7 protein-coding genes are annotated in these 12,802 nt (G+C 63.8%); 3 read left to right on the top strand and 4 right to left on the bottom strand.

The genetic code is table 11. The annotated features are described in order from the left end of the window. The first annotated feature begins 37 nt into the window (after window positions 1-37). The 3 genes from ACN9M3_RS03495 to ttcA are packed head-to-tail and all read left to right on the top strand — an operon-like array spanning window position 38 to window position 2,150. A complete protein-coding gene (locus ACN9M3_RS03495) occupies window positions 38-820 on the top strand; it encodes an SDR family oxidoreductase (RefSeq protein WP_426320573.1) in 783 nt (260 codons plus the stop codon). Between the two features lie 29 nt (window positions 821-849). Continuing rightward, window positions 850-1,248: a dihydroneopterin aldolase gene (locus ACN9M3_RS03490; protein ID WP_057265902.1), complete on the top strand. Its 399-nt coding sequence runs from the start codon at window positions 850-852 to the stop codon at window positions 1,246-1,248. Beyond that, window positions 1,245-2,150 (top strand): tRNA 2-thiocytidine(32) synthetase TtcA, encoded by a 906-nt coding sequence (gene ttcA, locus ACN9M3_RS03485; RefSeq protein WP_426167594.1) that lies wholly within the window; start codon window positions 1,245-1,247, stop codon window positions 2,148-2,150. The genes ACN9M3_RS03490 and ttcA overlap by 4 nt, the downstream gene beginning before the upstream one ends. 307 nt (window positions 2,151-2,457) lie before the next feature. On the opposite strand, the gene ACN9M3_RS03480 is transcribed toward ttcA, so the two are convergent. The 4 genes from ACN9M3_RS03480 to ACN9M3_RS03465 all read right to left on the bottom strand — a co-directional run bounded on the left by ACN9M3_RS03480 (window position 2,458) and on the right by ACN9M3_RS03465 (window position 12,771). Beyond that, complete coding sequence (locus ACN9M3_RS03480) at window positions 2,458-4,785, bottom strand: GH92 family glycosyl hydrolase (protein WP_426320570.1); 2,328 nt, start codon at window positions 4,783-4,785, stop codon at window positions 2,458-2,460. Next, on the bottom strand, window positions 4,782-7,109 hold the full coding sequence (locus ACN9M3_RS03475) for a GH92 family glycosyl hydrolase (RefSeq protein WP_426320568.1): 2,328 nt from the start codon (window positions 7,107-7,109) through the stop codon (window positions 4,782-4,784). The genes ACN9M3_RS03480 and ACN9M3_RS03475 overlap by 4 nt, the downstream gene beginning before the upstream one ends. Window positions 7,110-7,198: 89 nt before the next feature. Then, a complete protein-coding gene (locus ACN9M3_RS03470) occupies window positions 7,199-8,953 on the bottom strand; it encodes a M14 family metallopeptidase (RefSeq protein WP_426320566.1) in 1,755 nt (584 codons plus the stop codon). 50 nt (window positions 8,954-9,003) lie between these two features. Further along, on the bottom strand, window positions 9,004-12,771 hold the full coding sequence (locus ACN9M3_RS03465; RefSeq protein ID WP_426320564.1) for a M48 family metallopeptidase: 3,768 nt from the start codon (window positions 12,769-12,771) through the stop codon (window positions 9,004-9,006). Window positions 12,772-12,802 lie beyond the last annotated feature (31 nt).

The raw sequence follows: 12,802 nt of genomic DNA, 5'->3' as shown, positions 1-12,802 counted from the left end.
TTCAGCGCCAGCCGGCGCCATTTTGCTCAATTTGACTATGACTACTTCAACTCCGACGCCCGAACAGCCGCGCGTGGCCCTGGTGACCGGCGCCGGCCGCCGCCTGGGACGCGAAATCGCGCTGGGACTGGCGCGCGCCGGCTGGGACATCGCCGTCCACTACCGCAACTCGCACGACGAAGCGCGCGAAGTGGCGCAGGCCGTCGCCGCCCTCGGCCGCCGCGCCATCACGCTGCAATGCGACCTGTCTGACGAGGAAGCCGTGCGCGGCCTGCTGCCCGCCGCAGTGAAGGCACTGGAACGGGTCGACTGCGTGGTCAACAACGCGTCCCTGTTCGATTACGACAGCGACCTGAATCTCAGCCACGCCCGGCTCGACGCCCACATGCACGCCAACGTGGCGGCGCCGATCCAGCTGGCGCGCGCGCTGTACGACGCCACGCCGGAAGGCGGCCAGGCCGTGGTTGTGAACCTGCTGGACCAGAAGCTTTATAATCTCAACCCTGATTTCCTGTCCTACACCCTGTCCAAGGCGGCGCTGCAGGCGGCCAACACCATGCTGGCCCAATCGCTGGCGCCGAAGGTCCGGGTGGTGGGCGTGGCGCCGGGCATCACCATGGTATCCGGAGACCAGAGCGAGGAAGGCTTCGCCAAGGCGCACACCCAGACGCCGCTGGGCCGTTCCAGCACTCCCGAGGACATTGCCGCCGCCGTGGTCTATGCGGCAGGCGCGCGTGCGGTGACCGGCACTACCCTGCTGGTCGATGGCGGCCAGCATTTGCTGCCGTCGCCGCGCGATGTAATGTTCCTGGCCAAATAAAGAATTTTCACTTTTAAGGTTTTAGCACCATGCTGTCCGCCCTGATTCACCCGCAACTGCAAGACTGCCGCCGGCTGTTCCTGCGCAACTATGAAGTGCTGATCAATATCGGCGTGCACGATTTCGAGAAGAAAGGCGAGCAGCGCGTACTGATCAACGTTGACCTGTATATCCCGCTGGCCGTGTCCACGCCAAAGGCCGACGAACTGCACGAAGTGGTCGACTACGACTTCATGCGCGAGACCATTGCGCGCCGCATGGCCGAGGGCCACGTGCACCTGCAGGAAACCCTGGTGGACGACGTGGTGCAGGCCATGCTGGCGCATCCAAGCGTGCGCGCCGCCCGTGTGTCGACCATGAAGCCTGACGTCTATCCTGACTGCGAAGGCGTGGGCGTTGAAGTATTCAAGATCAAGGACGCAGCATGAACGCGGTAGTGGACACCAAGGCCGAAGACAAGATCGCCTACGAAAACAACAAGCTGCACAAGCGCCTGTGCCGCCTGGTCGGCCAGGCCATCGGCGACTTCAACATGATTGAAGACGGCGACAAGGTGATGGTGTGCCTGTCCGGCGGAAAGGACTCCTACGCCCTGCTGGACATCCTGATGACGCTGCGCGAACGCGCGCCGATCAACTTCGAGATCGTGGCCGTCAACCTGGACCAGAAGCAGCCGAACTTCCCGGCCGACGTGCTACCGGCCTATCTGGAAAAGCTGGGCGTGCCCTTCCACATCGAGAACCAGGATACCTACTCGATCGTCAAGCGCCTGATCCCGGAAGGCAAAACCACCTGCTCGCTGTGCTCGCGCCTGCGCCGCGGCATCTTGTACCGCGTGGCCGATGAATTGGGCTGCAACAAGATCGCCCTGGGCCACCACCGCGACGACATCCTCGAGACCTTCTTCCTGAACATGTTCTTCGGCGGGAAAATCAAGGGCATGCCGGCCAAGCTGGTGTCGGACGACGGCAAGCACATGGTGATCCGCCCGCTGGCTTATGTGAAGGAAGAAGACACCGAGCGCTACGCCGCGGTGAAGAACTTCCCGATCATCCCTTGCGACCTGTGCGGCTCGCAGGAGAACCTGCAGCGCAAGCAGATCAAGGCCATGCTGCGCGACTGGGAAAAGAAACATCCCGGCCGCGTGGAGAACACCTTCTCCGCCCTGTCGACCGTGGTGCCATCGCACCTGATGGACCGCGAGCTGTTCGGCTTCAAGGACCTGAAAACCGACGGCATCGCCAACCCGCTGGGCGATATCGCTTTCGACGAGGAGCCTTGCTCCACGCCGGCAACCGTGCCCGGCGTGATTCCACTGCAGGCTGGCTAACGCTGCTGGCGAAGGGCGCGCCGCCTGCGCGCCATTTCCAGCACGTCGCGCAGATTCATCCGCAGATGGTCCAGGTTTCCTTCTTGTTTGGCTCACGCAGGCCGGCGCGCTCTTCCAGCTACCGCAACAACTCCTTGAGTCCGAGCGACAAATCGGTATCAACAAAAAATTCAACGGTAGCGAGTTTTCAACAACTGTGCGGTAAAGCGCTTCGACGCGCTGGGCTTCGGCATCGTCCCGCTGTGGCGCGCCATGATGCTGACGACAGAAGTGAAGGGCGATCCCTATTCCCAGCGGATGATCGACGCTATCGTTTCGGCGAAGTAGCCGCCGTTTCAGCACGCGAAAAGGAATACGGCGCGTCGTCGGGAGCCGTGCCGCGCTGCTGGTTCGGCTGCGCCGACATCTCCACATCGAAGGTGGCGCCGCGCAGCAGTTCATCGTGGCCCAGCCAGTTTCGCTGCAGCGCGCGGCCATTCAGCTTCGCGGCGCGGATATAGCGCGTGGCGGCGCCATTGGCCGGTGCGTTGATGCGAATCCGCTTGCCGTTCTCCAGGTGCACGGTGGCGTGCTGGAACAGCGGTGCGCCCACCACGTACTGGCCGACAGCCGGCGTTACAGGATAGAAGCCCAGCGCGGAGAACACATACCAGGCCGAAGTCTGTCCGTTGTCTTCGTCGCCGCAGTAGCCATCCGGCGTCGGCTTGTACATGCGGTTCAGCGTTTCGCGAATCCAGTACTGCGACTTCCACGGTGCGCCGGCAAAGTTGTACAGGTAAAGCATGTGCTGGATCGGCTGGTTGCCGTGCGCGTACTGGCCCATGTTCGCCACCTGCATCTCGCGGATCTCGTGGATCACGGAGCCGTAATAGCTTTCGTCAAACACGGGCGGCATGCTCATCACCGTATCCAGCTTGTTGATGAAGGCTGCGCGGCCGCCCATCAGGTTCACCAGGCCGTCGATGTCGTGAAAGACCGACCAGGTGTAGTGCCAGCTATTTCCTTCGGTGAAGGCATCGCCCCACTTGACCGGGTTGAACGGCGCCTGGAAACTGCCATCCTTGTTACGGCCGCGCATCAGGCCCGTTTCAGGGTCGAACAGCTTCTTGTAGTTCATGGCGCGCTGCGCGTAGACGCCGATCTCCGACTCCGGCTTGCCCAGTGCCTTGCCCAGCTGGTAGATCGCGAAGTCGTCGTAGGCATATTCCAGCGTGCGTGCGGCGTTCTCGTTGATCTTCACGTCGTATGGCACGTAGCCAAGCTCGTTGTAGTACTTCACGCCGGCGCGGCCAACTGCGCTGACCGGCCCTTCATTGTCGGCGCCGTGCTTGAGCGCTTGCCAAAGAGTTTCGATGTCCGGGCTGCGGCTCCCCTTGATCCAGGCATCGGCAACCACCGAGGCGGAGTTGTTGCCGACCATGATGTCGGCGTAGCCGGGACTAGACCACTCGGGCAGCCAGCCGCCTTCACGGTAGGCGTTGGCCAGGCCGGCTTGCATTTCGCGGTTGATCGACGGGTAGACAAGGTTCAGGAAGGGGTACAGGGCGCGGAAGGTGTCCCAGAAGCCGGTGCCGGCAAACAGGTAGCCGGGCAAGACCTTGCCGTTGTAAGGGCTCCAGTGCACCGGCTGGCCGGCGGCATCGATTTCATACATCTTGTTCGGGAACTGCACCATCCGGTACAGGCTCGAATAGAACGTGCGCACCTGGTCGATGCTGCCGCCCTCCACTTCCACCTTGGACAGTACGCGGTTCCATGCCGCCTTGGCGCGTGCGCGCGTAGCGTCGAAATCGTCGTTGGCCAGTTCGCGCTGCAGGTTCAATTCGGCCTGTTCGGGACTGATGAAAGACGAAGCGACCTTCATGTGCACTTGCTCGCCGCGACCGGTCTTGAAGCCCACAATGGCGCCGCTGTGCTGGCTTTCCATTTCGAGCGCGCCTTCCACCAGCTCCTTACCGCGCCACACATCGGTGGAGCTGAACGGCTTGTCGAACACCATCACGAAATACAGGCGGAAACTGGATGGCAGCGGGCCGCGCGCGTAACGGGTGCTGTAGCCAACAATCTTGCGCTGCCCAGGGACGATCTTGACGTAGGAGCCTTTGTCGAAGGCGTCCACCACCACAAAGCTCTTGTCCGATTCAGGAAAAGTGAAGCGGAACTGGGCAGCGCGTTCGGTTGGCGTGAGTTCTGCGGTGACGTTGGCATCCGCCAGGTAGACGCTGTAATAATACGGCTTGGAAACCTCCGCCTTGTGCGAAAATGCGCTGGCGCGGTCGTCTTCCATGAAGCGTTTGCTGCCTGTCACCGGCATCACCGAAAACTGGCCGTAATCATTCATCCATGGCGAGGGCTGGTGCGTCTGTTTCAGCCCGCGCAATTTGTCGGCATCGTACTGGTAGGTCCAGCCATTGCCCATCTTGCCGGTTTGCGGCGTCCACAGGTTCATGCCCCACGGGACTGCGATGGCGGGATAGGTGTTCCCGTTCGACATTTCCGGTTTGCTGGCAGTGCCCATCAGCGGGTTCACCCACTCGACCGGATCGCTGACCTTGCCCACGAATTGTGCGGCTGCCAGCGGCGCGGTGGCCGCCAGCACAAGCGCCAGCCCGGCGCGGAAGATGGTGTTCCTCATTGTTGATATCCCGTTTGGCTATATGGACGGGCGCCGGCTTCGCGGCCCCATTCCTTGTTCGGTCCGGCCTGCATGCGAAATACCAGCTCGCCGCCGGCCATGATGTCTTCATGCCGCAGGAAAGTGCGCGCCAAGGGCTTGCCGTTCAGCGTGACACTGCCGACATAGGGATTGGCCACCGACATCTGCTCCGCGCGGATGGCAAAGCGTTTCCCGTTCGGCAGGTTCAGCGTGGCCTTGTCGACGAAGGGGCGGCCAATCACATACTCGTTGCTGCCCGGCGCCACAGGGTAGAAACCCAATGCGGTAAAGGCGAGCCAGGCGGACATCTGTCCCAGGTCGTCGTTGCCCGCCAGGCCATCGGGCTTGTTATGGTATTGGCTGGCGACGATCTGCGCCAGGCGCGCCTGGGTCTTCCACGGCGCGCCAGCGTAGTTGTACAGGTAGGCCACATGGTGCGATGGTTCGTTGCCGTGGGCGTAATGGCCTATCAGGCCGGAGATGTCTTCCATGTGCGCGTAGACCTTGTCATCGATCTTGGCGTCGAACACCTGGTCGATCTTCGTCTGCAGGCCGGCGTCGCCACCCAGCATGCCGACCAGGCCCGCGTTATCGTGAGGCATATACCAGGAGTACTGCCAGGCGCTGCCCTCCGTGTAATCGCTGCCGAAGTTGGACTGCACCGGGTTGAAGGGCTCGCGGAATTCCCCGGTGGATTTGCGGGCGCGGACAAAGCCGGTTTTGGTGTCGAACACATTGCGGTAGTTCTGCGCGCGCCGGTAGAAGCGCGCGGCCACATCCTTCTTGCCCATCTTCTCGGCCATGCGGGCGATGGTCCAGTCGTCGAAGGCATATTCCACGGTCTTGGAGGCGGCTTCAGGTTCCAGGTCGATTGGCACATAGCCCAGCTTCTTGTAGTGTTCAAGGCCGCCGTACGGGCCATAGTCGGCGCTGGCAACCATCGCGGCCAGCGCTTCGTCGGCATTGATGCCCTTGATGCCCTTCATGTAGGCGTCGGCAATCACCGGCACCGCGTGGTAGCCGATCATGCACCAGGTTTCCAGGCTGTGGAAAGCCCATACCGGCAGGATGCCGTGCGGGCTATGCTGGCGCGATGCGACAAGCGAATTCACGAAGTCGGCATTGCGCTGTTCCGGCTGCACCAGCGTGAGAAGCGGATGCAGGGCGCGGTAGGTGTCCCACAGCGAAAAGGTCGAATGGTAGCGGAAGCCTTTGGCCTGGTGCACCTGGTTGTCCGGGCCGCGATACCTGCCGTCGCGGTCCATGAACAGGCTTGGCGCCAGCATGGCGTGGTACAAGCTTGTATAGACCATGCTCCGCATGTCGGCCGGCGCTTCGATGGCAACGGCGGACAGCGCCTCGCTCCAGGCTGTGCTTGCGCGCTGGCGTTCGGCATCGAAATCCCAGCCCGGCATTTCTTCCAGGTTGGCCAGCGCGCCATCTTCGCTGACGCCGGACAGCGCGACCTTGACCATCAGCGTGCCATCTTCCGGCATGCCGAAATCAAGGGCGGCCACCAGTGCCTTGCCTTCCACCTGCACTTTGTCGGCCGGAGTCTTGCCGGGACCGGCGAAGCCCTTGTATTCAACGCCCTCCTCGCGGTTGAGCAGGGTGTGGCTTGAGACCGGGCGCGAGAGCTTCATGGCGAAGTAGACCTGGCGTCCGGGCGCCCAGCCGCGCGTAATGCGCATGCCGGTGATGGTGGTGCTGTCGCGCAGGCGCAGCGATGACCACAAGTTCTTGCCGGCGTAATCGTAAATGCTCTGGCGCAGGTCGAGGATCAGCTTTGACTGTGCGCCCTTGGCGTAGCGGTAGCGGTGCAGGCCGACGCGTTCGCTGGCGGTCAGTTCGACATCGACCTCGTGATCCTGCAGGCGCACCGCGTAATAGCCCGGTTCCGCGCGCTCATCTTCGTGGCGGAAGCGGGAACGGTAGCCGCTGAACGGTCGCTCGGGGTAGCCCGGCTCAAGCTTGGTTTCGCCGCTGTAGGGCATCAGCAGGATGTCGCCCAGGTCGGAGTGGCCGCTGCCCGAGAAATGCGTATGGGAGAAGCCGAGGATGGAGTTGTCCTCGTAGCGATAGCCCGCCGCCCATGGATAGCTTTGGCGGAAATGACGCACCTGGGTATCCGGGCTCAGTTGCACCATGCCGAACGGGCGGCTGGCGCCGGGGAAGGTGTGGCCGTCGCCGCCCGTGCCGATAAACACGTTGACGGCGGCAGCCGGACTGCCCGTGGGCGCCGCTTGGGCGGCGGCGGCCAACAGTGTTGCAGTAAACAGCGCCACGAAAGGTCGGATACCCATGGTGTCTCCTTTGATGATGCTGCTTTTATACCTTTACCCGATCTTTCCTCGCAATCGAAAGTGACAGAAACGGCGAAGTTTCAGAAAGTTTAGTAAACAAGGCCCGTGCGGTACACCGGATACAGGTTGTAGCGCTCATCCCAGGTGGCGTGGCGGCGGGCGAAGAAATCCAGTCGGGCGCGCGGGTTCTTGGCGAATGCCGCATCGCTTTCCAGCCTGGCCTTGAAGGCGGCTGCCAGTGCCGGATCGGCTGCCAGCATTTCACGGGCAGCCTCCTCGGCCACGTATTCCTCCATGTACTCCTTGCGCTCCAGGTAGTTGTTGAAGAAGCCCCAGGCGGCCAACGAATCTGCGCCTGCCGGTTCCAGCATCGTCATCACCAGCCGCGATTTCGGCTGGGCGATCGGCACGAACAGGGCGCCCCTGCCCACCTCGCGCTGTTCCATCTTCCAGGCGCCTTTCCAGCTTGCGAGCTGGTGGCCTTCGAAAGAGCTTGCTGTCAGCTTGGCTTCATCGGCGCGGAAGGCTTCCACTGAGACCTTGCCCGGCGCCTGCTCCAGGCGCTTGTAGCTGATGCCATGCACTTTCAGCTTGGGTTCAATCAGTGCAGCTTGCGCAGCAGGGACCAGGTAGCCGCCGGCCGGCGCCTTGGCCATTACATCCGGCACCACTTCGTCGCGCAGCGGCACGGTCCATTTCTGCGGCCGGGATTCATCATATTTCGTCCAGACGCCACCCGAGACGTCCGACGGCGTGCGGGTGTACTCGTAGCCCGGGAAGTCGATCATCTCGGTACGCTCGGTGGTCTTGTAGCTGAGGGGCATGTCGGCCAGCCTGGCGGCGCGCACATCGGCTTCCGCTGCGGCCTTGGCCCAGGCCGCGCCATGCTGCGCGAATTGCTCCATCAGCGAGACAATCGTGTTGCGGGTGACCTTCACGCGGTGCGGGTAATCGCGCCACGAGTGCGTTTCCACCAGCATGGCGAAGCGGTTACGCAGCGGGAAATAGCCGGTCGAGAAGCGCGGCGTGGCCATGCTGTCGACGAAACCGGAATCCGGCTGATCGGTCTTGTCGAAGGAAATGTAGAAGTGGCGCGGGTCGGAGCCCTGCTTGCGCAGGTCGGCCATGACGTTGTCGCGCAGCTCCTTGCCCAGCGGGAGCAGCGCCGTATCGCCGCCGTGCACCGGTTCGACCTGGATCGAGACGTCGGGCTGGAACTTGGCGCCGTCGGTCACGTGCAGGTCGATGTAGGCCAGCGGGTCCCATTCGTTGACCAGCTTGAGCATGGCCTGCATTTCCGGCGCATCGGCCTTCACGTAATCGCGATTGAGGTTGTAGTTCTGCGCGGTGACGCGCCAGCCCATTTCCACCGGGCCGCGCTGGTTGGGGCGGTTGTTCTTGCCGAAGCGTTCATGGCCATCGACGTTGAAGACGGGGATGAACAGCACGACCTGTTTGTCCAGCGCACCGGCGGCGGTCTTGCCGTCCAGTGCCTCACGCAGGGCCAGGAAGCCGGCATCCTTGCCGTCGATCTCGCCGGCGTGGATGCCGCCTTGCACCAGCAACACCGGCAGCTTGCGCTGCCTGGCCGCAGCGGCGGTCAGCGCGCCGGTACGGGAAACGGCCAGCGCCAGCATCGGCCGGCCTTCCGGCGTTTCGCCGAAGGAGAAGCAGCGCACCGCTTTCGGGTAGGCCTTCTGGTAGTCCGCGCACAGTCGCTGCACTTCGTCGTAGCGGCCCGTGGCCTGGTAGCCGGAGCGTTCGGCGACCGTCGAGAGGTCCGGCGCGGCATGCGCCAGCGGGAAGGCGGCAAACAGGGAAAGCAGTACGGCGTTACGAATCATCTCAATGCTCCGGCGGTTGGGTTGGGAACGCCGGAGCATTATAGTGCGCTTCAGTTGCGCAGGTATGGGCGCTCGGGAGCGAACAGCGCCAGGCGCGCAGTCTTGCGCCAGCGGGCAGGCGCGCCGTCGCCTGCCGCCACCCCGCCCGCCGCATAGGCCAGCGCACGCGCTTCCATCGGCATTGCGCCCAGCGCCATTTCCGCTTCCTGGTATTTGCCGGCCCCGGAAGCCTCGATGAAGCGGCGCAGGCGCAGCGCATATTCCCCCATCGGCTTCGCCTGGGCCCAGTATGGTTCGGTATCGCGGCCATGGCGCAGCGCCAGTGCCGCTCCTACCAGCAAGGTCACCTGGTCGATACCGTTTGTCATCGGTTCCTCCAGCGCAGCCTGCACCTGGGCGGCAGTGGCGCCATCGGACGCCCCAACCAGCCGGCGCATGCGCGCCGCGCGCCCCGGATCGCCCTTGACCGCGTCCAGCGCCTTGGCCAGCTCGCCGCGCGCGAGGGCGCCGTAAGGATCATTCGCATCGCGCTCGGCCTGCGCCATGGCAGCGACGCGCGAACCTTGGGGCAAGGCGCGGTTCCCGGCCTGGCCATCCAACAGGCGCTGCAAACGTTCCAGTTGCATTTCCAGATCGGCATTCTCGTACGGCAGCTTGCCCTGCACCTTGCGCAGCGGCTCCAGTGCTTCCTCCCAGGCGCCTTGATCCAGCAGGGTGCGCACGTGCAGGTAGGCCAGCCAGGCGTTGCCCGGGAAGCGTGCCCGCGCCGCCGCGATTTCCTCCTTGCTGGCGGACTGCCCGCAACGCAGCGCCAGGTAGAGCCGGTCGCCGTCATCCGGGCGTGCCTTGGCACGCTCGCGCGCGGCCGCACAAATCTCCGGCGACTCGTTGGCAACGCCCTGTTCTGCGCGCCGCAGCTGGACGTTTTCCGGGTCTTCCTTCAGGCGCTGTACCAGCACGTCGCCCGCGCCGTCCTCGTGCGCCATCGTCAGCCAGGCGCGGGTCGATGGAGCCTTGATGTTGTCCCAGCGTGCGTGGGCCAATACCATGGCCTTGCGCTGCGCATCGTCCTTCACGAGCTGCGACAGCGACTCCGGCTCCATGCCCGACGCCGCGGCAAGCACCTTGCGCCATTTCTTGCTCTTGCTGCTGACCGACTCCGGCGGTTCTTCGAACAGCACGTCGGCGTCGGTATCGAACCAGCGCGGTGCGCCAAGCACGGTGTTCTCGTCATTGCCGGGTCCGCCGTAATGAACAACGCCAGTTGCCATCACAGTGCCGCCGGCGACGTTGTACACCGACTGGTCCGCGCCATCGCGCGCGGGGAAGCTTTCCAGCAGCCGGCCATCCGGCAGGCGGGCTTCGACCGCATGCCCCTCTTCAGGGCTGGCATCGATCGTGATGTGCTGGCCCGGTTCGACCAGCTTCGAATTGCCATCGATCGTGACGCGTACCGCCGTGCCCAGGCCGTTGTACACCATGACGGTCGAAGTGCCGAGCGCCATGCCCATGCCCAGCACGCTGACCACGACGCCGCCCGCAACAGCCAGCCGCGCGCCGCCGGCAAGCCAGCCGTCGGCACGCTGGAACCGCGACCACCAGTCCAGCGAGGTTTGCAGTTTGCGCTCGCTTCCTGCCAGCAGCACGCTGTAGGTCTTGGGGACCTGGCACGCTTGCGGTGCCGCTTCGATCGGCGCGCCGCTGCGCACATGGCTGGCAAGCAGCGTTTCACTGACCAGCATTTGCTCCAGCACCGCGGAGCGCAAGGCGCCCAGCCAGTTGCTCGTATGGGACGTCCAGTTGACGACAACCTGCAGCCAGTCGTTGATGTTGTCGCGCGAGACAGGCGGCAGCGTGAATTTCTGCAATGCCTCTTGCCAGCTCTCCTTTATGTCCAGCCGTTCCATCAACTGTGGGTCGAGCTGCACAGCGCCGTTGCCGCGATAGATTTCGTCCAGCACCACGTACAGGCCGCAGCAATCGGCGATCAGGCGCTGGATATTGCTCTCGCTCTGGCGCGCCACGGCCGTCACCACGGCGCGGGTGTTCAGCACCAGGCCCCAGGCATCGCGCACGTTGGCGGCGCCATGTTCAGCGTAGTGCAGCACGTCGAGCAGGCTGTCCAGGTAGGCGGGCCAGCCTTCGCCCAGCTTGACCGCCGCCGCATAGTGCCAGGCCCGTCCTGTTGCATCATGGCGGCGCAGCTTTTCTTCCAGTTGGGCGATGCGTTCTTCGGTGCGTTGCAGCGCTGCCGGCAGCTGGTTCACCCGGTACTCCTCGCCGCCCAGCTGGACGCGATTGCCCTGTACCTGGGCGTGGCCATTGATCACGGCCGACAATTGCGCGCGCTCCTCCTGCAACTGGCGCAGCTGGCGCACGTCCTCCTTGAGCGAGACCGGATACAGCGCGCTGGCTTCGGCAGCCGGTTGGGCATTACGCGCAGCGCGCAGCTCTGCTGCCTGTGCCGCGTGGCGCGTCAGGGAACGGCCGAAATACACGCCGCAATAGCGGCTCTGGAAATGCTCGCGCCGATATTCCTTTGCTAGGCGTTTCAGGCTTTCTTCCAGCTCGACCGGCTCGGCCTTGCCTTCCTGTCCTTCCAGCAGGTGCGTCGTCATGCGCTGGCGCAGACCCGCGGGATCGTCGAAGAGCGACCAGGCGCTGGACTGGTCGATCGTGGCGGCCAGGTAGCGCCGTTTGGCATTCTCTTCGCGTTCGTGGTTTTGCGGGTGGGTTTGCCACATGCGCGGAGGCTGGCCCAGTTCGGCCTTGAAGACGCGGTGTTGTTCCGGCTGACTTGCCGGCAGCGGCGGCACCTTGCCGTAGTATGGATCGTCCAGGATGCCGGCCATGCGCGCCGTAACATGGTTTTGCACGGCAAAGGCGTCAATGGTGGCGCGGCCCGACCCATATTCACCGAACACGAATCCAACGGTACGCTCCCAGGCGTCGTCCGCCGCGCCCAGTCGGTGCAATGCGTGGACCAAGGCGTCGCTGCCTGTCAGCGACACCGCCACCAGGTCGGCCTGCATTTCCATTTCGCGCGACAGGGCCCTTTGCATCAATACCACCAGGCGGAAGGCTTGCTCCACCAGCGAACGCAGCGACCAGACGATGACCTGAACCACCCAGGCCACCAGGCGCAGGCGAATATCCAGGCGGCCGATGCCTTCGATGACGTCGTCCAGCTTGTCGCGGCGCGCCACCATTTCCTGCACCACTTGCTGCGCCACGTAGGCCCAGCGGCCCACCGCCATCGAACGTTGTGCGAAGTGGCCGAATTCGTGCGCCAGCACCGCACGCAACTCGCCCAGAGGCATGGCGTTCACCAGCGGCAGGCCAATTTCCAGGTTTTTCTTCGAGGGGAAAATCAGGTTGAGCAACGACAGGTCATAGAACACCGCGGCGTTCACGCGATTGGACAGGAAGACGCGGTGCGGGCGCGGCGCGCCGGCCGCATCGGCCAGCTCCATCAGGTAATTGAACAGGCGCGGTTGCTCTTCGCGCTTGATCTCCACCATGCCGGGCGACATCGAGTGACGCACGGCGAAGATGGCCTTCAACATGACGATTGCCAGCAGCACGGCGACGATGGCGGCGCACCAGTTGGCGAAGCCATTGCCGCTATGCTGGCTGGCGTGCACCAGGCGCCAGGCGCTGAACAGGAACCAGCCTGCCAGGCCAAAATACAGCAGCACAAAAACCAGCAGGCCGGCAACGGCCAGGCGCGCGCTGCGCTGGTAGGCGGCGGTGGGACGGGTCAGCTCGGCCAGTACGGCCGACTGCGATGGGGTGGCGGTGTCGATGATGTACTCCATAGAATTATTGCATCCAACGATTCTATGGAGT

This window comes from Pseudoduganella sp. R-43, from assembly GCF_049913255.1.
Taxonomy (GTDB): Bacteria; Pseudomonadota; Gammaproteobacteria; order Burkholderiales; family Burkholderiaceae_D; genus Rugamonas.
Note: the sequence above shows the minus strand (reverse complement) of the source record. Positions and strands in the feature narration are given on the sequence as shown.